At 38.1% G+C, this 19,358-nt stretch carries 21 protein-coding genes and 1 tRNA gene; 8 read left to right on the top strand and 14 right to left on the bottom strand.

Going from position 1 to position 19,358, the window contains the following annotated elements; all coding sequences use genetic code 11:
* Positions 1 to 6: 6 nt before the first annotated feature.
* Entirely contained in the window at positions 7 to 858 is an 852-nt protein-coding gene (locus WH188_RS15745; protein WP_132768536.1) for a helix-turn-helix domain-containing protein, read from the bottom strand.
* Between the two features lie 42 nt (positions 859 to 900).
* Positions 901 to 2,316 carry an aldehyde dehydrogenase family protein gene (locus WH188_RS15740; protein ID WP_339424315.1) on the bottom strand — a complete coding sequence of 472 codons (1,416 nt, stop codon included), beginning with the start codon at positions 2,314 to 2,316 and terminating at the stop codon, positions 901 to 903.
* Positions 2,317 to 2,491: 175 nt separating this feature from the next.
* Between WH188_RS15740 and WH188_RS15735 the strand changes: the two genes are divergently transcribed.
* The 3 genes from WH188_RS15735 to WH188_RS15725 all read left to right on the top strand — a co-directional run bounded on the left by WH188_RS15735 (position 2,492) and on the right by WH188_RS15725 (position 4,757).
* Complete coding sequence (locus tag WH188_RS15735; RefSeq protein ID WP_132768533.1) at positions 2,492 to 2,791, top strand: ArsR/SmtB family transcription factor; 300 nt, start codon at positions 2,492 to 2,494, stop codon at positions 2,789 to 2,791.
* A 320-nt stretch (positions 2,792 to 3,111) separates the two neighbouring features.
* Positions 3,112 to 4,110: an LLM class oxidoreductase gene (locus WH188_RS15730; RefSeq protein ID WP_132768532.1), complete on the top strand. Its 999-nt coding sequence runs from the start codon at positions 3,112 to 3,114 to the stop codon at positions 4,108 to 4,110.
* Between the two features lie 68 nt (positions 4,111 to 4,178).
* Positions 4,179 to 4,757, top strand: a complete 579-nt coding sequence (locus tag WH188_RS15725) for a hypothetical protein (RefSeq protein WP_132768530.1) — start codon at positions 4,179 to 4,181, stop codon at positions 4,755 to 4,757.
* Between the two features lie 157 nt (positions 4,758 to 4,914).
* Here the strand turns inward: WH188_RS15725 and WH188_RS15720 are convergent, their stop codons facing one another.
* Positions 4,915 to 5,418: a DinB family protein gene (locus WH188_RS15720; protein WP_132768529.1), complete on the bottom strand. Its 504-nt coding sequence runs from the start codon at positions 5,416 to 5,418 to the stop codon at positions 4,915 to 4,917.
* 133 nt (positions 5,419 to 5,551) lie between these two features.
* On the opposite strand from WH188_RS15720, the gene WH188_RS15715 reads away from it, so the two are divergent.
* Together WH188_RS15715 and WH188_RS15710 are read left to right on the top strand one after the other, a co-directional pair.
* Positions 5,552 to 6,133 carry a Crp/Fnr family transcriptional regulator gene (locus WH188_RS15715; RefSeq protein ID WP_132768527.1) on the top strand — a complete coding sequence of 194 codons (582 nt, stop codon included), beginning with the start codon at positions 5,552 to 5,554 and terminating at the stop codon, positions 6,131 to 6,133.
* A gap of 98 nt (positions 6,134 to 6,231) precedes the next feature.
* Positions 6,232 to 7,302 (top strand): SDR family oxidoreductase, encoded by a 1,071-nt coding sequence (locus tag WH188_RS15710; protein WP_132768525.1) that lies wholly within the window; start codon positions 6,232 to 6,234, stop codon positions 7,300 to 7,302.
* A gap of 77 nt (positions 7,303 to 7,379) precedes the next feature.
* Here the strand turns inward: WH188_RS15710 and WH188_RS15705 are convergent, their stop codons facing one another.
* The 6 genes from WH188_RS15705 to WH188_RS15680 all read right to left on the bottom strand — a co-directional run bounded on the left by WH188_RS15705 (position 7,380) and on the right by WH188_RS15680 (position 11,529).
* Entirely contained in the window at positions 7,380 to 7,961 is a 582-nt protein-coding gene (locus WH188_RS15705) for a YdeI/OmpD-associated family protein (RefSeq protein WP_132768523.1), read from the bottom strand.
* Positions 7,962 to 8,058: 97 nt separating this feature from the next.
* A complete protein-coding gene (locus WH188_RS15700) occupies positions 8,059 to 8,529 on the bottom strand; it encodes an SRPBCC family protein (protein WP_132768521.1) in 471 nt (156 codons plus the stop codon).
* Positions 8,530 to 8,531: 2 nt separating this feature from the next.
* Positions 8,532 to 8,852, bottom strand: coding sequence for an ArsR/SmtB family transcription factor (locus WH188_RS15695; RefSeq protein WP_132768519.1), 321 nt, complete (start codon positions 8,850 to 8,852; stop codon positions 8,532 to 8,534).
* A gap of 88 nt (positions 8,853 to 8,940) precedes the next feature.
* Complete coding sequence (locus tag WH188_RS15690; protein ID WP_132768517.1) at positions 8,941 to 9,582, bottom strand: YdeI/OmpD-associated family protein; 642 nt, start codon at positions 9,580 to 9,582, stop codon at positions 8,941 to 8,943.
* Positions 9,583 to 9,587: 5 nt separating this feature from the next.
* Positions 9,588 to 9,956 (bottom strand): DoxX family protein, encoded by a 369-nt coding sequence (locus tag WH188_RS15685; protein WP_021191581.1) that lies wholly within the window; start codon positions 9,954 to 9,956, stop codon positions 9,588 to 9,590.
* A 505-nt stretch (positions 9,957 to 10,461) separates the two neighbouring features.
* Positions 10,462 to 11,529, bottom strand: coding sequence for a 2,3-butanediol dehydrogenase (locus WH188_RS15680; RefSeq protein WP_132768515.1), 1,068 nt, complete (start codon positions 11,527 to 11,529; stop codon positions 10,462 to 10,464).
* A 176-nt stretch (positions 11,530 to 11,705) separates the two neighbouring features.
* Here WH188_RS15680 and WH188_RS15675 point away from each other — a divergent pair, with 176 nt between their 5' ends.
* Positions 11,706 to 12,329: an HD domain-containing protein gene (locus WH188_RS15675; RefSeq protein ID WP_132768513.1), complete on the top strand. Its 624-nt coding sequence runs from the start codon at positions 11,706 to 11,708 to the stop codon at positions 12,327 to 12,329.
* A gap of 99 nt (positions 12,330 to 12,428) precedes the next feature.
* On the opposite strand, the gene WH188_RS15670 is transcribed toward WH188_RS15675, so the two are convergent.
* The 4 genes from WH188_RS15670 to WH188_RS15655 form a co-directional block, all read right to left on the bottom strand.
* Entirely contained in the window at positions 12,429 to 12,923 is a 495-nt protein-coding gene (locus WH188_RS15670; protein ID WP_132768511.1) for an SRPBCC family protein, read from the bottom strand.
* A 217-nt stretch (positions 12,924 to 13,140) separates the two neighbouring features.
* Complete coding sequence (locus tag WH188_RS15665) at positions 13,141 to 13,995, bottom strand: EamA family transporter (RefSeq protein WP_132768509.1); 855 nt, start codon at positions 13,993 to 13,995, stop codon at positions 13,141 to 13,143.
* A gap of 312 nt (positions 13,996 to 14,307) precedes the next feature.
* Positions 14,308 to 14,380 (bottom strand) — tRNA-Lys (locus WH188_RS15660).
* Between the two features lie 219 nt (positions 14,381 to 14,599).
* Positions 14,600 to 15,553, bottom strand: coding sequence for an acetyl-CoA carboxylase carboxyltransferase subunit alpha (locus tag WH188_RS15655; RefSeq protein WP_132768507.1), 954 nt, complete (start codon positions 15,551 to 15,553; stop codon positions 14,600 to 14,602).
* Between the two features lie 160 nt (positions 15,554 to 15,713).
* Here WH188_RS15655 and WH188_RS15650 point away from each other — a divergent pair, with 160 nt between their 5' ends.
* Together WH188_RS15650 and WH188_RS15645 are read left to right on the top strand one after the other, a co-directional pair.
* Positions 15,714 to 17,897 carry a glucoamylase family protein gene (locus WH188_RS15650; RefSeq protein WP_168126689.1) on the top strand — a complete coding sequence of 728 codons (2,184 nt, stop codon included), beginning with the start codon at positions 15,714 to 15,716 and terminating at the stop codon, positions 17,895 to 17,897.
* 143 nt (positions 17,898 to 18,040) lie between these two features.
* The gene (locus WH188_RS15645; RefSeq protein ID WP_206368298.1) at positions 18,041 to 18,562 is read left to right on the top strand and encodes an OmpA family protein; all 522 of its coding nucleotides are present in this window, start codon (positions 18,041 to 18,043) and stop codon (positions 18,560 to 18,562) included.
* Between the two features lie 55 nt (positions 18,563 to 18,617).
* Here WH188_RS15645 and WH188_RS15640 read toward each other — a convergent pair whose 3' ends face one another.
* Complete coding sequence (locus tag WH188_RS15640; protein WP_339424314.1) at positions 18,618 to 19,352, bottom strand: YggS family pyridoxal phosphate-dependent enzyme; 735 nt, start codon at positions 19,350 to 19,352, stop codon at positions 18,618 to 18,620.
* Positions 19,353 to 19,358: the final 6 nt, after the last annotated feature.

Genomic DNA, 19,358 nt, shown 5'->3' with positions numbered 1-19,358 from the left:
GCTTAATTACATGCTGTTGAAAGAAGCGGTATTGACCGGGCTATATCGATTCATGATTTTTGAAGGAGCCTCGCCAAATGCTTTTTTAAAGGCAAATGAAAAATGGGAAAGGTCTTCGAATCCCAATTCCAAATAAATGTCTGAGGCTGCCTTACCTTTTTCTTTTAAAAGGTAATATGCTTCTTGTAGTCTTTTGTGCAGCAACCAGCGTCCAGGTGTGGTATTGAATGTTTTTTCAAAATCTCTTTTAAAGGTTGCCAGACTTCTACCTGTTAAATAGGCAAATCGTTCTAAATGAACATTAAAATGGTAATTTTTGTTCATAAAGTTTTCTAAGTCTATTTTATGCGGTTCGGTAAAATCAAACAATACATTTTTGAGTTCAGGAATGATCTGTAGGAGGAGTAATATCGCTTCTTTCATTTTAATCTGAACGAGTTTGGGATTGTCAAAACTGTGGGTCTGGTGATACGTCATCAAAGATTGAAAATAGCTATGCAACAGTACATGATCTTCGATATCCAAGACAGGTTGATCATATTGTTTTTGTTCCGCATTAATGCCGTATTCGAGACTGAAATCTTTTAATGTCTGCTGGTCAAGAAAAATAGTCAAAGATCGGAACTCGCCATTTTCAGGCGGTTCCTTTATAAATTTTAACAATTGATTTCTCCTTACCAGACGAAATGCTCCCGCATTGGAAATGTAGGTTTGATTTCCATCATTCAGCACCAGGGAACCAGCTATCTGATAGGTGAAGGTGCATTCTTGGACGAAGTGTTCTCCTTCTCTGCTTTTTGTCGCATAACACGAATAAGCAATGCCCGATGCCTGAATGTTGTCTTTTTTTGTTTCCATCTCTGATGCAAATTTAAGATAAGGATGTTGAATTTTAGCTATTTAGCTTAAAATTGCTTTGGGTTCTAAATATGCGTCTAATCCATAAGTTCCGAACTCTCGGCCGATACCTGACTGCTTGAATCCTCCGAAAGGAGCCTGTGGATCATGTTTAAAGCCATTGATACAGATTCTTCCTGCATCAATCTGTGATGCTATGCGATTGGCACGTGCAAGATCTGGTGAGCTGATATATGCCGCTAGACCGTAAGTGGTGTCATTTGCAATGGAAATAGCGTCTTCGTCATTCTGGTACGGAATGATGGAGAGGACGGGACCGAATATTTCTTCTTGTGCGATACGCATATCATTACGAACGTTTGTAAAGATGGTGGCTTGAACAAAGTTACCTTTTTCCAAACCTGCTGGCTTACCCAGACCTCCTGTTAGTAACGTTGCTCCTTCATCAAGTCCAATCTGAATGAACTGTTGAACTCTTTCATATTGCTTATGGCTTACCATAGGTCCTACATGGGTATCTGGATCTGCAGGATTACCGACTTTTACATGTGCGATGGTGGCTTGTGCTAAAGCATTGGTCTGATCTAGTTTGCTCGCAGGGACTAGCAGTCGGGTAGGAGCAATACAGGCTTGACCACTATTCATATAAGCGCCATAGATAGCCATGGGGATAACGGTTTCTAAATCGGCATCTTCTAAAATAATATTCGGGGATTTACCACCAAGCTCCAAAGTGACACGTTTCATTGTATCTACTGCGCCTTTAGCAATTGTTTTGCCAACCGCAGTTGAACCTGTGAAGGATATTTTGGCAATATCGGGGTGATTGGTTATTGCGGCGCCTACAACATTTCCTAGACCATTTACGATATTGAATAAGCCTTTAGGTAAACCCGCCTCATGGAAACATGTGGCAATAAGCTGTGTCTGTTGGGCACTCATTTCGCTGGGCTTGATGACGACGGTACATCCGGCAGCAATAGCTGTGGCAAGCTTACTGCAGATAAAACCATTGCTGGCGTTCCAGGGGGTGATGATGCCGACAACCCCTAATGACTCCATACGAACCTGTGATTGTCCAACAGTTTTTTCAAAGTCATAGTTTTGAAGTGTTTCGATCATTGTTGGGAATGTCGCGATCGCAATCTGCACACTGGCTTGGCAAAATTGGTAAGTTCCGCCGTATTCTTCGACCATAATAGCAATCAGTTCTTCTTCGCGCTTACTGACAGCATGATGTAGTTTTTCCAGATAAGCAATACGTTCTTCTTTACTTGTTTTAGAGAATGTTTTGAATGCTTCTTTTGCGGCCTGGACCGCAATATGGGTATCCATTTCGTCCCCAAGGGTAACTTCACCCAATTTTTCATTAGTAGTGGGGCTGATGAGATCAAAAGTTTCTGTCCCATGTGGTGTGATAAAGGCACCGTTTACATAAATCTGATTTATCTTTTTCATGTTCTGCTGATTTGTTTATTCAAAGTTAGCGGGATTATAAAGAGGCTGTTTTGCTAAAAAGCTCAATGTTGCTTTGTTGAAAAGCTCATTAATAAATGTATCAAGATGACATAAAGACAACAAATATGGAGCGCTTAATTGTTATGTTTGTTTCGAGATTATTAGATATATAGATATGGTTGATATTTTTAAGATTTTAGCAAATGAACATCGGTTACAGATATTGCAGTGGTTGAAAAATCCGCATGCTAATTTTATCGCCGAAGATATTGAACCGGAGGTAACGGATTATGGTGTTTGTATGAGCGTCATCCAAAAGAAGGCAGGTTTGTCCCAATCAACGATATCATCTTATTTGACATCGATGGTGAATTGTGGTTTGTTGAAATCTGTACGGGAGGGACAGTGGACTTATTATAAGAGAAATGAGGAAAAACTTCAGGAATTGGCTTCTTATATCAAGAATACGCTGTAGTTACTCATTATTTATTTGATGGATGGAGATATAAATATCTTCATTTTTTTTACTCAAGTATATCTATAAATCTAGATATATCGAAATATTTTATCGATTTTAGGGATCAATTTTTAATGCAGTTACGGTGCTGTAAGGAAATCCGGATCTGAACACAATCTCTAAATAAGCTATTGACCATATTAATGTCTATACATACAACTCATTTTATTTGATAATTCATTTCAGAAGGTAAGAAGCCTTCCTTTTTTTAATTAGGTACATCTATAAATCTAGATATATCGAAATCATATAAGGCTTTTATATTAAATTTTTAGAACATGATAAGAAACTTTGAAAATCACCATGCATTTAACCGTGTATTTGCTCCAGATGTGTTGACTATTGGCTTATTTCTTCCCTTAGAAGTATATAGCGGAAAGCTTCCCCTAGTTGAGGAGCATATGGCATATATAAAACAGATCGATCGCTTAGATTTTGCGTCGATATGGGTTCGTGATATTCCGATGTTTGATCCGAGTTTTGGTGATGCTGGTCAAGTGTATGATGCTTTTAGTTATTTATCTTTTATCGCCGGACAGACAAGCAGGGTTGCATTAGGAACAGGAAGTATTGTTTTACCTTTCTGGCACCCGATTTCTTTAGCAAAGACAGCCGCTTCTTTAGATCAGCTATCCAATAACAGATTATTGCTAGGAGTAGGATCGGGGGATAGATCGATTGAATTTCCTGCATTTGGATTAGATTTTGAGCATCGAGGTGAACGTTTTAGACAGGTTTTACAGGATTTTCGACGCTTAAATAAGGAACATTATCCAAAAATTAAGTCTGAGCTGACCCACATTGACGGATTGGATCTTATCCCTAAACCCGTTCAAGAATATATTCCGAGTTTAATAACCGGTGGCAGTCAACAGCCTCTTTCTTGGATTGCTGAACATGGGGATGGCTGGATTACTTATCCGGGAGCAACAACGTCGAAATTACATGTTAGGCCGTTGAGAGAAAAGATAAAAGCTTGGCGTGACTTAATTCCCGATCAGATTTTTAAGCCTCATATGACCAATGAATGGATTGAACTAACGGAAGATCCCAATTTTCCGCGAACGCCATTGCAGGGTGGATTTGTGCTTAAAACAGGAAGGAATGGTTTATTGGAACTGTTACATGAATGGCAGGAAGCGGGTGTCAATCATGCTGCCTTAGGGATTCAATTCAGTAAGAGACCTATTGTCGATGTTATTGATGAGCTGGGAGCAGAAGTGTTGCCGTATTTTCCTTCCTTAGTGAAGGCAAGTCATATTAATATGATCCCATAGTTTAATTTCAGGAGAATAATTCTATTTTAGCCGATAATGAAGTTATCGTTAAGTTTTCTAATGGAGTTATGCAAAAAGTGACAAGTAGAAAAAAGTTTTATATCGCTTATATGCTGATCTCACTGATCATGTTGGTCGATATTACGGTTATACTGATGTGGCAGATCAGTTTGGTGGGGTATTGGAGTGACCGCTTGGTCTTTTGGATATGGTTACTCACTACGCTTCCATTTCTAATTATTTTCTGGAAAAGTATTTATACGAAAATATACTGTATCGTATTAGTATTGGGGCTATTGTTTAGCATAGCCGCGATGATGTTGCCTTTTTTTGGTATTCTATTTTCAAGTACGGGCATGGAAAGACGATCGTACTATACACCAGATACCGGGAAATATAGAGTACAGCTTATTCAAAGTGTGATGGCCCGTCCGCGGTTACAGATTATTGAAAATAAAGGAATTGTTGAGAAGGTGATTTTGTTTACCGATGCTGATTTCCTGAAAAATGATAATCTTAAGGTGGGATATGAAAGTGTGATCGGCCTGGATGTCGTAAAGGATACGCCAGATAGTCTGGTTTTGGAGTTTCATATGCCTGGTCAGAAAATTGTAAAAGGTTTTAAACTAAGCGACGAAAAGGATTAGTTTTCGTGGCACGTTTTGTCTTGAAAGAACAGTTAATATTAATCCCATAGCAGATCTATCATTGGGTAGGTCTGGTATGGGATTAATTTGTTCTGTCATTTTAGTTTTGTAACTGATCTGCATGAAAAATTTCGCTCTACTGCGGCATGACTTGCGTTTACATCTTTTTGCTGTCTTCGTAAGTAGGACCATACAGTCCAGGCACTTTATTTCCGGTTGCTCTAAGGTAGACAATCAATTCTCCGCGATGATGATAAATATGATTAAAAAGGAATCCTCGTACCACAATGCCTCTTTCCATTGGGCCTAAGAGTATGCGTTCACCTGCTTTCATTGTCCAGTGATCGCGTAGTTTTTCTTCTGTAAGTGTTGATAGAGCGGTTCTGGCTCGTGCTACATTTTTTTCAAAAAGTTCGAGCGTGGCTTTGATATCATCAGGTGCACCGCGCTCAAGATGATCGGTGGCCATATCATATACATCTTCTGTAAATGTGCCTACGTACCAATAATAAATGGTTGCGATATGTTGTGCCAGTTCTCCCATTGTCCAGGAAATATCTGCAGGCTTGTAGTGTATGTCTTTTTCAGGCACTGCCTGCAGTAATTTACGGGTGTTGTTGACCTCTTGTTCGAATTCGGTTGTCAAATATTGAATGATCATGTCTTTGGGTTTAATGTTTTTTTATCGGCTATAAAAACAGATGCATGCATGAATATGTTTGGTGTTTAGGAGGTTTTTCTGGGGTAAATAAAACAAATTTATTTAAGTTTGAAGACGCTATAAATGAAAATTCATGTTAGAAGTATTATTTTCTCATATTGAAAAAAAAGTGACGCTCTCTCGTGGTGACAAAGAGGCGATAGCTTCTTTTTTTACATTCAAAAAAATCAGAAAGAAGCAATATATCTTGGAAGAAGGGGCTGTTTGTACGCATCTTTCATTTGTGAAAAAAGGTCTTATCAAATCGTACCGTTTGGATGAGAAAGGAAATGAGCATATCAGCCTGTTTGGCTGGGAAGGCTGGTGGGTGTCTGATTTTAAAAGTTTTATTAATCAGCAACCGGCAATTCTCTATATAGATGCTATTGAAGATACAGAGTTACTGCTTTTATCGCGGGCAGATTATGAACAATTGATGGAAGAGGTCCCGGTGATGGAGCGGTATTTTAGAATGCTCTATCAAAATAGTTTGGTTACAAAAGATGAACGCCTGATCAGTTCGAACAGCTATACTGCTGAAGAAAAATTTCAGCGTATGCTACAGGCTAGTCCTGAAATTATGCAACGTGTGCCGCAACATCTGGTGGCATCTTATCTGGGATTGGCTCCTGAAACCCTGAGTAGAATCCGTAAGAAAATTGCATCTACAGATTAATTCCATTGATCTGGATCAATGGAATTTCTTGATCTGTATCATCTCTTTCAGTTTTTAATGCGGCGAACTTTGTTGTAGAAATTTAAAGAGATATAACAATGGATAAAATTGCATTAGTAGTTGGCGCAACAGGGATCACGGGAAGTCGTTTGGCTGAGGAGCTTGTTGGTCATGGATGGCAAACTTATGGTCTGGCACGTCATCCCGGTCAAACTGATAACGGCGTAATTCCGGTAAAAGCTGATCTTATGGATGTTGAAAATCTGAAGATCGCACTTGAAAATGTTTACCCAACACATGTGTTTTTTACAACATGGATGCGGAAAGACAATGAGGCAGAAAATATTATTGTAAATCGTGCTCTTGTCCGTAATCTTCTCGATGTTCTGTCTGAAAAGAAAACTGTTGCACATGTGGCTTTGGTAACGGGGTTAAAGCATTATTTAGGTCCTTTTGAGTCATACGTAGCTACGGGTGTGTTTCCTGATACACCTATTCGGGAAGAACAGCCTAGACTAAGTCATCCCAATTTTTACTACGCTCAGGAAGATGCGGTATATGAAGCTTCGGCTAGAGATGGATTTACGTGGAGTATACATAGGCCGCATACGGTTATCGGGCATGCGATCGGTAATTTGATGAATCTTGGGGTGACGCTTGCCGTATATGCCAGTATTTGTAAACAAAAAGGGGCGAAATTGATCTGGCCGGGCTCGGAAGCGCAATGGAACGGAATTTCGGATGTAACGGATACTGGTGTTCTGGCGAAGCAGTTAATCTGGGCTTCGACGACTGAGGAAGCTAAAAATATGGCTTTTAATATTGTGAACGGCGATGTCTTTCGTTGGAGTTGGTTATGGGAGCGCATCGCGTCATATTTCGGCATTGAGGCTGAAGGATTTCATGGAGAGCCGAGGCCTCTTGCCGAACAACTTAAAAATGATGGTCAATTGTGGTCTGATATGGTAAAGGAGTATGGACTGGAACAGCATGAACTTTTTCAATTGGCTTCACCATGGCATACAGATCTTGATCTGGGCAGACCTATCGAAGTGATGGTGGATATGGCCAATAGCCGAAAACTGGGATTTACGGCTTACCAGAATACCGAAGAAGCATTTATCCACTTGTTTGAACGTCTTCGGGCAGAGAATGTGATACCCCAATAATTAGATTGATGTGGTGGTAAGGGATAGTAAAACCGGGCTTCTTTATTTTGTGATAGAGGGCTCGGTTTTACTGGCCTTTAATCATCAATCCCTTTGCCGTCAAGGATCTGCTGATAATATTTTTCAATTCGATTTTGCCGTGTTTTGGATTGTTTCGCCTGATTAAAATAAAATAGATATCCCTTTTGTCGTCCAGGTGCTAGGGAATAGAATGCTGTATTTAATTCTTGATCTTGTGCCAGTGCCTGCTGGAATTCTTCAGGAATAGGGTAGTCGTTCACTTTTTTCATTTCCACTTTTAATCCTGCTTTTTCGATCTCAATGGCTTCCCGTATGTAAGCTTGGATAACTGGTCTTAGCGTGATAATCTCTGCTATATGTTTAAATCTGATCTGTCTGCCTGCCTGTACATTTTCTGTTTGCTGGATCAATATACCTTCAGGATCTTTGAGTAAAGCTCCCTTATGAAACAGGAGCGCGCAATATTCTTTAAATCCATGAATAAGAACGATGTTTTTTCCATCGAGCGTGTAGCATGGATGCATCCATTTGTATTCTTCTTCTAAGGATTTGTTTTCAGTAATGATATCGCGAAGTAAATTGAACTCTTCGGACCATTGTTGTGTTTTTTCAAAGAAATGTTCTACCTGTGTGTTCATAATGGTTGTTTTTTAGGTATAAGACCTGATTTATTGTCTGGAACAGCTAGAAGTAATTCATAGACAAAGAAACGGTCTGTTAATAGATTGAGTTGTCCTAATCTTGTTTCTGTGTATTTAAGATCTCCTGTAACCGGTTGTGCGCCATATTGATGCCTTGTGCAAAAGGCATCTTGAGCAGCTGGTCTCTAAAAGCAACAGATTTAAAAATAATCTGGATAGTAAGTTTACTGCTTGCATCTGTATAGGGTTCAAATGTGAGGTATTCAAGCTGAACAGGGAATGGACTATCTTCCATCTCGAATGTTCTTGTGATTTTTTCGTTTGGTACAAATTCATGGATTGTTCCGTTTGCCCGAAACACAACAGTGCCATCGTGTGATGTTTCAAATGCATAGGCACCATGTTTCTTGTTTTCCAGTTTCAGTACTTTTGTACCCATCCATTGTTCAAAGAGATCGGCATCTTCATATGCCTTAAAAAGCAATTCTAGAGGAAGATCAAATTCGCGTGTGATGATGATTTCTTGTTTGTCATGTTCGGCACTGATTTTTGTTTTCTGTTCCATGATTATTTGGCTATATAGTTTTTCATTACGGCTTCTAATTTATTGAATCTGTCATCCCACATCTGGCGGAACGGTTCGATAAAATCTGCAATTTCTTTCATTTTTTGCGGATTGAGATGGTAATAGATTTCCCGGCCATTTTGCTCAGGTTTTAGGAGTTCACATTCGGTCAAAATCTGCAGGTGCTTAGAAACGGTGGGCCTGGATGTGTCAAAATTGGAAGCAATGGCTCCAGCAGGCATCGCATGTGAGGCAACCAGTAGCAATATTGCTCTTCTTGTCGGATCGGCAAGGGCTTGAAAAACGTCTCTTCTTAAGTTCATTGTTATGGTCTTTTTCGCTTTAACACTTCAATCTATTATGATCTGTCCTGTCATTGCTTGATGTGTTTATGATCATGTTTTATTAACGCTATTTGGAACTGTATTTATCGTTTAATCCTATACCGTTTATAATTTGTTGTCGGTATTTTTCAATTCTTCCAATTCTTGTCTGTGCTACTTTGGGTTGTGAAAAATAAATGATGTATCCTCTTTGCCGCCCCGGTGTCAATGCGTAAAATGCTGTTTTTAACTTAGAGTCTTGTTCGAATAGCTGTAGGAGTTCTTCGGGGATAGGTTCTGGATTTTTTTGAAATGTTACCTTTTGACCACTTTCTTCTATCGCTATGGCCTCGGATATATACGATTTTAAGGTATTTTCTAATCTTTTGATTTCTGCTATATTAGTAAATTTGATGATCCTGTCCGATTGTAAATTACCTTGTTGGGTTAAGATTTTATGATCGTCGGATAATAATACACCTTTAAAAAAACCGATATTGGCGGATTGTTTTAATGCAGCAACGGAAACTATATTTTTTCCTTTGGAGGTATATACGGGTGCACCCCATTTTATTTCTTCCTTCAAACCCGCTTCCAGTACAATTTGGCGGAGCATTTCTAATTCTTCCCTCCAGTTATTGACTTTGCATAATGGTGTACCGCCATATTTGCAACGCATACAGCCATCTATCAAATATTTGTCAACTCCTGGATTCAGTTCTATTTTCATCTGGTCTAGACTTTACGTTCAACTGGTCTGAAATACCACGAAATAATCGTGAGCAGGAGTAACAGCGCAGGACCAAAATAGGTGACTGCTTTATCAGCAACTGCAAGGTGGGTGAAAATTGCGCCCGACATTAGAAAGAAAAATCCTGCATATGCCCATTCTTTTACTACTGGGAGTTTTGGAAGGAGAATGGCAATTACTCCTAGTAGCTTCCAAATACCGATAATGGTGAGAAAATAGGAGGGATAGCCTAGATCTTTCATTTTATTAACTTCTTCATCCATGTGGATGATCTGAACAATTCCAGTTGACACCATTCCTAAACTTAGCCAAATGGTAGAAAACCAATAGATGATTTTATCTCTCTTTTTCATAATGTGTTTTTTTAATCGGTACAATTCGTATGTTGATCTGTTTATACTTGAGCGGTTACTTAATACCTTATTTATCGCATGTTAGTTTTCGATCCATTGTTTGATCTTTACGGTTCGGGTATTAAAAAAGTACAACGCTATACGATTTCTTCAATTATATATCGGTTTTTTATGTTCCAAATCTCCATAGTACTGGTTAGTTTTAAATTATGAAGTCATTTGACTACAAATGTAAGTGTAGTTATTTGACTACGCAAATTTTTTCCAAGAATTTTAGATTATTTTGATCACGTGCGGTTGGATATTGGTGAATTTTTATTAATTAATGGTGTTGATCACGAGGTTGGTAGTTTTTTGAGGTTATGAAATGTTTAATAATTAACGAATAGGGTTTAAAGTTGTTTTCTTTGGTCCGAAAGCTAAAAAGCCCAATCTTTCGATTGGGCTTTGCTGTTTATTCCTGATGATTATTTTTGAACCAACTTTTGGGCTGTTGTTTTTAAATTTAGCTTGCTTGTATATCAATCAATATCTTAACTTCAGTAGGATCGTTAACTAAGGCTTCAAATCCGTTCGTGACGATTTCATCTAAAACAATCTTGCGTGTAACCAATTTCTCTACCGGCATCCTACCGCTATCGATCAGTGCAATGACTTGCGGGAAAATATTGCGATAGGCAATAATTCCTTTAATGGTGATTTCACGAAGTACTTGATCGAGCGCATCAGTTGTAACAGGTTTTCCAAATAGTGCTACTAATACAGCGGTTCCTCCATTTTTTAAACTCGTGATACCCGTTGTATAGGAGGCTTGTACACCTGCGCAATCAAGGAAAACATCTACTCCGAGACCTGTTATGGTCTTAATTTTTTCGGGTATACCTTCATCTTTCGCATTGATAATATGGGTAGCACCTATAGATTTTGCTTTTTCAAGACGTTTGTCAGCGATATCGGTTACGATAACTGTACTAGCTCCGGCTGCCAGGGCCGCCTGAACACATAATAAACCAATTGGACCGGCTCCGGAAACTAGAACAGTCCCGCCGATTTTTAGATTACTTTGCATGACCGCATAAACTGCTACTGCTGCGGGTTCTACCAATGCACCTTTCTCGAAGGACATAGTGTCTGGTATTTTGTGCACCATATAATCCTCTACTACAACGTAAGAAGCAAATCCGCCATTGCTAGATAGGCCAACAAAGCCTAATGGTTCTGACAGGTTGTATTCTCCGTTTGCAATAAAGGGGCTATCAAATTTTTTAAAGATTGGTTCTACGACTACCCGGTCGCCAACTTTTAAATGATGTACACCTTCGCCCACGGTATCAATAATTCCGGAGAATTCATGTCCTAATGTGGTTGTACCCTGGTGTCCATTGAGCGGATAGGGTGCGGCCACCGGGATGAGCTGTGGACCATGGACGTATTCATGTAAGTCGGAGCCGCAGATTCCTGCAAACTGAACTGAAATTTTAACTTGTTTCGCTTTTGGAGCTGGGATCTCCGTTGATTCTACCCTGATATCTTTTGCGGCATACCATCGTGCTGCTTTCATTGTATTATCCATATTGTTATGCTTTTTAATTTCATACTAAGTTACTTAAATACTGCCGGCGTGCCAAGATGTTTGAGGTGATAGATGTCACATAAATTGATGAATGTCATCATTTTCATTTGTTGAATAATAACTTATTAATCTGTGGCATCAGATATGCTCGGTAACATGATGATAATCTAAAAGCGATGATACTTAAAGAAACATTTGTGGGGCTATTGAAAAATTATACGAAAGATGAGCAATTGATCGCTTCCTTATGGAGGGAGGTAGAAGCCTATTATGGTGATACTCTCAGACATTACCATACTTTAGATCATCTTGAAAATCTGCTGCTTGAACTTACGGCTGTAAAAGAGAAAATCAAGAATTGGGAAGCTTTATTGTTTACACTTTATTATCATGATATTATCTACGATGCGTCAAAACAGAATAATGAAGATGAAAGTGCTCATTTTGCCGTAAAACGGATGAAAGAGATTGCTGTTTCCGAAGCAATTATCTTGACATGCACCGAACAGATCCTGGCGACAAAATCGCACTTAATTTCTAACGATCAGGACACAAATTATTTTACTGATGCTGATCTTTCTATTTTGGGACAACCATGGGAGAAATATGCAAAATACTATACAAATATCCGCTTGGAATATCAGATTTATCCAGATGTACAGTACCACTCTGGTCGCAAGAAAGCATTAACTCATTTTCTGTCCATGGACCGGATTTTTAAAACAGATTATTTTTATAACCGTTTTGAAGTACGGGCAAAAGAAAACCTGAAAAGAGAAATGGAATTGCTGCAGGACTAGGTATTGATGATAACGACCAGCATATACGGCGTTGTTCCTCCGTAGTGCCGTGATAAAAGGTTGACTGGCTTTCGTTGAAAGCTGGTTTATTGGTGTTTGTTAGTTATTGATCATATTACCGATTCTAGGGTCTTTATTACGAAGGTCGAGACCTCCTTCGTATACTGATTTCAAATTATGTAAATAGAATGCCCAACCATTAGAGCATCCCAGACGAATGTATTGCTTTGAGTGATCGTCCTGTGGAATATGGTGATGCCGTAATTCTACGATAACATACTCATGAAGTGTACTTAATGTCACATCAACCATACTGGTACCTTCAAATGTAAACTGGAGAAAATCTTTACCATTTGCTTTAAGGATTTCTCCATGCATGGGCGTCGGATCCAGGTACCAATACCAATCGTACTGCATGCCGCTTTCTTCTGGGTTGATCTGTTCAAGCTGATTTCCTGCCGCATCACGAAAAATGACACGTTCCAAAAACCATCTTTCTAAATTCGCCGCAACAGACCAAGCTTCATAAATCTCGGAAAGAGAGGCTTTAATCGCGATACGTTTTGTAAATGATGTCCAATCGAAATTATTCATGGTAATCAATTTAGATTTTGAGTGACGATATGATGTCGATAATAAAGATAAAATAATATATCCGTTTATTTTAACGGATTTTCATTGATTTTATTTCTTTTAGTTTATGGTCGATTTGTTTCTATAACTTATTTCTTATTCGATTGACATAAAAAAAGCGCTATCGGGAGATAGCGCTTTTGTGATATTGTTCGTATGTAGGATAGATCGTTCTTAATTATTCTTCGATCTGTTGTTTCGTTTTACTGAAAATAGTAGCGCCCATACTTGCACTTATAACGCAAGCAACGGAAATCCATTGTAATGGTGTAAGACGTTCTGATAAGAATATCATACCTGATAGGGCGGCAAATGCCGGTTGCAAACTTGTTAAAATACTAAATGTTTTTGCTGGAAGTCTTTTTAAAGCCACTAAATCTAGTGAAAATGGTACTGCGCTAGAAAGTACAGCGACGCCCAGTCCTTTTAAAAACAGCATTGGGGTAAGACTAAAAATACCACCATCCCATAGGGCAAAGGGGATAATAATTAGGGTTGCAAATAGCATTCCCGTGCTTACAGCGTCTTTTCCTGGCATAATGCCGGTCACTTTGCTTCCCATAACAATGTAAACTGCCCAAAATATACCCGCTAGAAATGCGAGAAGAAGTCCGATTAAGTCAATGTTGTTACTTTGCCATGGAACGATAAATAGAATACCAGCACAAGCGATTAATCCCCAAAGGACGTCTAGCCATTTTCGGGATAAAGATAAGGCTAGAAAAAGTGGACCTATAAATTCTACCGTTACAGCCAGCCCTAAGGGGATGCGTTGGATGGCTAAATAAAAAATAAGATTCATTGCGGCAATTCCTATTCCATAAATAGCGCAATATAACCATTGTTGTTTCGTGAATTGAAAGAATTTAGGACGATTTATAATATTTAGCAATACGGTAGACAGGCCAATTCTCAACATACTTGTTCCTGTTGCTCCTATGGCAGGAAAAAGCTGTTTAGCGATAGAGGCACCACCTTGGACACTGACCATAGATAGTAATGCCGCTGATATGGCCTTATTTGATTTTTTCATTAGAATAAATTATTTGTCAGGAAAGTTTTCACTTGTACTTAATGAATTCTTTACGCTTCGTTTGTTTTAATAATGAGCATTGGAATTACTCGTATGATTATGCACTCTTGATATTTATATCTTATTTCTACATAACAGCAGTCAACAGATGACTGCATCAAGTTCATTTTTATTGTAAATGGTATAGCTGATGATCGTATCATTTATAGCATTACAAGTTCCAATGATTGATTGATAGAAGCAGGGAGTGATATTCGAATTTAACCGTTTTATACAAAAGAAAAGCTAATCATAAGATTAGCTTTTCTTTTGTGATCCCGCTGGGATTCGAACCCAGGACCCATACATTAAAAGTGTATTGCTCTACCAGCTGAGCTACGGAATCTTACTCTTATGAAGTTTCCTTCGTTGTTTGGAGTGATGCAAAGCTAGAAAAATCTAGCAAAGGGAACAAATATATTTGCTAATTTTTTTGAAATATGTTGTAACGTATTCTTTTTTAAAATCTTATTTTTTCTATTTTCTGTACTGGAGAGGGGCGGGACAAAATAAAAGGGACACTTTTTATTAAAGCGCCCCTTTTATTTTGTTGTGAATGGTAGTGCTATTCAACTACTACACCCATTTTGCTAAATTTCGCTATACGTTCGTCCACCAAAACATCTTCGTCTTTGGCGATCAAAATCGCTAAATCTTCAACCAATTTTGCTTTTAATAACTCGGCCGCTAATTCAGGGTTTTGATGTGCTCCACCTAATGGTTCTTTAATGATACCATCAATAAGACCATTACCTAACATGTCTTTAGAGGTTAATTTTAGTGCCTCTGCCGCCTTTTCTTTGTGGTCCCAGCTTCTCCATAGGATAGAGGAACAAGATTCAGGAGAGATGACAGAATACCAGGTATGCTCTAGCATGTATACACGATCGCCGATACCGATACCCAATGCACCACCAGAAGCACCTTCACCGATTACTACACAGATAATAGGCACCTTTAGTACCGACATTTCCAGTAAGTTACGTGCAATGGCTTCTCCTTGACCTCTTTCTTCAGCTTCCAAACCTGGGTATGCACCCATTGTATCGATCAATGTAACGACAGGTTTGTTGAATTTTTCTGCCATTTTCATTAAGCGAAGAGCTTTACGGTATCCTTCAGGGTTAGCCATACCAAAGTTGCGGTATTGACGCTCTTTGGTGTTTTTTCCTTTTTGATGCCCGATAACCATAACTGATTGACCTCCGATCGATGCAAATCCACCAATGATGGCTTTATCATCTCTTACAGTACGATCTCCGTGTAATTCAATAAAATCATCACAGATCATGTTAATGTAATCCAATGTTTGGGGTCTCTCCGGATGACGCGACATCTGCACATTCTCCCAACCAGACAAATTACCGTATATCTCTTTTTCAGCGTTCGCTAGTTTTTCTTGTAGCTCTAACACAGTTGCACTCATATCGACTTTCGTCTTTACGGCAACTTGTTCCACTTTTTCTATCTGCAATTGCAAATCTGCAATTGGCTTTTCAAATTCAAATGTAGTTTTCATATAAAGTTGTTATGAAAAAATCAGATGGCTAAATTAGTGCATTTTTTCCGAAATTAAAATTACGTATGACATTTACATTGGAAATCCTTTATTACTTTTGTGATTCATTAAAGTATAGATGGCTTACTTTTTGTTTGATGTTTATTATCAATTTATGCGCATGTCAAAAAAATTACTATTCATAATCGGTTTATCTATTTCTACTGCAACAGCCTTGTCTGCACAAACTTATCCTGAAGTTGTGTTTGAGAACAGTCTCTTGTCAGGTAACTATGCCAAAAGCTTGGTGGAATATTCGGGAGACAGTTGGGTACAGAATGTAAAGAAAAATTTACCGACTACAGATTCTTTATTTTTTACTCCAGGAAATTCACTTTCACTCCGTTATTTGTCATCAAATGCTGGAAATTGGAAGGTTGCTTTACTAAATGATCGCCATAAGATCAATTATCAGGTCCTGGCCAGTGATGTGCTGACAATTAAAATGTATGTGCAAACACCGCATACGAAAGAAAAAACTCTTCCGAAAATTCAATTGCTTCAAAATGGTTCTGAAACTAATATTTTAGAACTTTCCCCATTTATAGATGACTTTGATCATGATACTTGGCTTAATATAGAGATACCCTTGTCAAAATTTGGAAATTTAAAAGCAGGGGAAGCAGTTTCTGAAGTGGTTTTTCATCAAAACGGAACTGATGAGATGACGCATCAGTTGTTTTTAGATCAATTGGAGTTTTTGCCTAAAAATCCTTCTCGTGTCAAATTGTCTTCAGGAGCTATTCTGTCACAGGTCTCCAGTATTGATAAGCAGGTGGAGCTTCAATGGCAACTGCCGTTAACACCAAGTATCCGGTATATAAAAATTTACAGATCAACGGATAACGTTGATTTTAAGCCGATTGCCATACGACCGGTATTTATGCAAAAATGTTATGATCTTGTAGAAGAATATAATAAGAAATACTATTATAAGATCGCATGGGTAGATTTTGATTATCTGGAATCTCCATTCTCTACTGTAAAAGAAATTCAAACCAAACCTGCTAGTGATATAGAGCTTTCGAACTTAATCAAATTGACAAATGTCAATTATTTTATTGAGAACTATGATATCAACAGTGGTCTTTTTCTACCAAATAAATCAAATAAGAAGGCTATAGTTTCTATAGAAGAATCGGGTTATGCAATTCTTTCGTTATTGGTTGGTGCTGAAAACAATGTTATTTCGCGTCAAGCTTTATTGTTGCGTTTGAGTAGGATGATCAAGTTTTTAAACAAGGCTCAGCATCATGAGGGTGTATTTACGGCATTTTATGATGGAAGGGAAGGCGTGCCATTTTATACTGATGGCGTACAGATGTATGATGTTAAAGCGACGGCGAAACTTATGGAAGGATTGCTTGTTGCTCGGGAATATTTTTCAAAGGATGTTGCTGATGAACACAATTTTAGAGAGGATGTAACGAAATTATGGAAGCGGGTGAATTGGCAAAAGCTAACATCAAAGTCAAATCCTGATGCACTGATGGATCGGTGGTCAGCTGTAGATAGCACCTATCAGTCTAAAGTTTTAAACGGCCTGAATGATGGTTTAAGTGCTTATTTATTAGCGATGTCTTCTCCGACTTATCCATTGACGGAAGCGAGTTACCTGAATGGATATGCTAAAAAATTACCTCTAGCGGATAGTTTACTTCGTTTATCTCCATCGACAGTTGATCAAGGAGCTGCTTCACATATGAATGGTGGGCTTATCATACCGCAGGTACAACCAGCTACCCCCGTATCCTTTGAAGATAGTTTGATCTTTGAAAAACATATGCTGTATGGTAAAAAAATTGCAATTGGCGATTTAAATAAAAGTTTGATTGAGTTTTATAAACCATTTTTAACCTTAGATCCGAGCGGAAAATACGATGGTTATGTCGATTATGGTGAGCTAGCAAGTAATTATATTTTAGCTTATAAAAGAAGGGATAATGAATTAAACTTGGGATCTAGTTATACAGATATTTGGGGAGTACAGAATCCGAGCGATAGCGTGGGGCATTATTTAGTGAATCCAGCAATCGCAATTTCGGCTGTTGCTTTCGAACAGGAGATCGGTCAAAAATCTTTGCGCAAATTTTATGATCAATATGCTAAGGTGCTGTTTACCCAATATGGTTTTAGATCTTGGATTGATTTGAAAAATAATGATGTTTCCGATGGTTTTAATGCGAAAAATCAGGCGAGTGTGGCTGTTTTAATGGAGAATGCAAAATCTGGATTGATCTGGAAATTGTATAACCAGATACCGGAGATTAATGCAACTATTAAAAAGATCTATCATAAGAAATAAGCGAAACTGCTGAACGAATTAAAGGGATACAAGATCTTGTAGCGTTATGTCTAAGATCTGTATCCCTTTCTGTTTTTCTTGAGTTCACTTTTTTTTATATCTTTACAGTTAGTTTTTGCTTTCATAAATAATCTAAACATTCGATGATTAAAAAAATAAATAGTATTGCTGTTGCTTTGCTTTGTTCAATTTCTTTGTTTTCATGTAAACAACAAGCTGTAATTGTTAATCCAGGTGCTGTTGTTAGTATTGATGGTACTGATGATGGATTGAAAAACGTTAAACGTGATTTTGAAGATGCTACTCGTACAGATGAAGGAATTAAATTTACGATTTCATCAGATTTGCTATTTCCGACAAACTCTTCTTATTTAACAGAAAAAGCTAAAGCGGAATTGAGTAAATTGGCAACACTTTTAAAAGAAAATAAAAGTAAGATCCGTGTTGATGGGCATACAGATGCGACAGGTACTGTGGAGTATAATCAATGGTTAGCTGAAAAGAGAGCTAACTCGGTTAAAAAGTTTTTGGTAGATGCTGGAATTGCAGAGTCTAGAATCGCGGCAAAGGGTATTGGTCAGACTAAACCTGTAGCAGATAATAAAACTCCAGAAGGTCGTCAAAAGAATAGACGAGTTGAGGTTATTATTTTGGACGCAAAATAATTCTTAATTATAACAGGATATAAAGGGCTTTCATTGGAAAGCCTTTTTTGTGATATTAGTTTTTACTTTCGTCCCAATAGTGGGAGTCTGGATATATCCGCTTTCCAAATACTGCTGTCCCTATGCGTACAATTGTTGCTCCTTCGGCAATAGCAATTTCATAATCGCCACTCATACCCATGGACAATTCTCTCATTTCGACGCCAGGGATTTCAGCTTTGATAATGTCTTGCTGGAGGTTTTTCAATAATCCGAAACAGGCACGAATTTTATCTTCTTCTGCGCTGAATAGACCAATGGTCATGAGCCCTTTAATTTTTACATTTTCTAATATGGCTATCTGTCGTATCAGATCAATGGCTTTATCAGGTGATATGCCAAATTTACTTTCTTCCATGGAAGTATTCACCTGGATTAAAATGTCTATCGTTCGATTTTCAAGTTGTAATCTTTGATTTATTTTTTTGGCTAGATCAAACCGGTCTATAGATTGCACACAAGTGACATCATGCTGGAGTATGTATTTGATTTTATTGGTTTGTAAATGGCCTATAAAATGATTGGTATGCGGGATATTTTTTAAATCGTCATATTTGTCCCTTAATTCTTGAACTTTATTTTCTGCAATTAATGTATATCCTGCGAGTAAAGCCGTTTTTATACGATTTGCCGGAACTGTTTTAGTCGCTAACAATAGTTTGACTTCTTTGGGGTCACGATTGTATAGTAGGCAACATGCTTTGATTTTAACTTCAATTACTTTCAGATTCTCTAAGATTGTGTTAGTCATATCATC

Origin of the sequence: Sphingobacterium sp. MYb388 (genome assembly GCF_037479535.1) — a bacterium.
GTDB classification, from domain to species: domain Bacteria; phylum Bacteroidota; class Bacteroidia; order Sphingobacteriales; family Sphingobacteriaceae; genus Sphingobacterium; species Sphingobacterium anhuiense.
This window is presented reverse-complemented; position numbering and strand designations above follow the sequence as displayed.

Coding starts and splice junctions, on each gene's coding strand:
- WH188_RS15745 (WP_132768536.1), bottom strand. CDS start 858: ATGGAAACAAAAAAAGACAACATTCAGGCATCGGGCATTGCTTATTCG.
- WH188_RS15740 (WP_339424315.1), bottom strand. CDS start 2,316: ATGAAAAAGATAAATCAGATTTATGTAAACGGTGCCTTTATCACACCA.
- WH188_RS15735 (WP_132768533.1), top strand. CDS start 2,492: ATGGTTGATATTTTTAAGATTTTAGCAAATGAACATCGGTTACAGATA.
- WH188_RS15730 (WP_132768532.1), top strand. CDS start 3,112: ATGATAAGAAACTTTGAAAATCACCATGCATTTAACCGTGTATTTGCT.
- WH188_RS15725 (WP_132768530.1), top strand. CDS start 4,179: ATGCAAAAAGTGACAAGTAGAAAAAAGTTTTATATCGCTTATATGCTG.
- WH188_RS15720 (WP_132768529.1), bottom strand. CDS start 5,418: ATGATCATTCAATATTTGACAACCGAATTCGAACAAGAGGTCAACAAC.
- WH188_RS15715 (WP_132768527.1), top strand. CDS start 5,552: ATGTTAGAAGTATTATTTTCTCATATTGAAAAAAAAGTGACGCTCTCT.
- WH188_RS15710 (WP_132768525.1), top strand. CDS start 6,232: ATGGATAAAATTGCATTAGTAGTTGGCGCAACAGGGATCACGGGAAGT.
- WH188_RS15705 (WP_132768523.1), bottom strand. CDS start 7,961: ATGAACACACAGGTAGAACATTTCTTTGAAAAAACACAACAATGGTCC.
- WH188_RS15700 (WP_132768521.1), bottom strand. CDS start 8,529: ATGGAACAGAAAACAAAAATCAGTGCCGAACATGACAAACAAGAAATC.
- WH188_RS15695 (WP_132768519.1), bottom strand. CDS start 8,852: ATGAACTTAAGAAGAGACGTTTTTCAAGCCCTTGCCGATCCGACAAGA.
- WH188_RS15690 (WP_132768517.1), bottom strand. CDS start 9,582: ATGAAAATAGAACTGAATCCAGGAGTTGACAAATATTTGATAGATGGC.
- WH188_RS15685 (WP_021191581.1), bottom strand. CDS start 9,956: ATGAAAAAGAGAGATAAAATCATCTATTGGTTTTCTACCATTTGGCTA.
- WH188_RS15680 (WP_132768515.1), bottom strand. CDS start 11,529: ATGGATAATACAATGAAAGCAGCACGATGGTATGCCGCAAAAGATATC.
- WH188_RS15675 (WP_132768513.1), top strand. CDS start 11,706: ATGATACTTAAAGAAACATTTGTGGGGCTATTGAAAAATTATACGAAA.
- WH188_RS15670 (WP_132768511.1), bottom strand. CDS start 12,923: ATGAATAATTTCGATTGGACATCATTTACAAAACGTATCGCGATTAAA.
- WH188_RS15665 (WP_132768509.1), bottom strand. CDS start 13,995: ATGAAAAAATCAAATAAGGCCATATCAGCGGCATTACTATCTATGGTC.
- WH188_RS15655 (WP_132768507.1), bottom strand. CDS start 15,553: ATGAAAACTACATTTGAATTTGAAAAGCCAATTGCAGATTTGCAATTG.
- WH188_RS15650 (WP_168126689.1), top strand. CDS start 15,714: ATGTCAAAAAAATTACTATTCATAATCGGTTTATCTATTTCTACTGCA.
- WH188_RS15645 (WP_206368298.1), top strand. CDS start 18,041: ATGATTAAAAAAATAAATAGTATTGCTGTTGCTTTGCTTTGTTCAATT.
- WH188_RS15640 (WP_339424314.1), bottom strand. CDS start 19,352: ATGACTAACACAATCTTAGAGAATCTGAAAGTAATTGAAGTTAAAATC.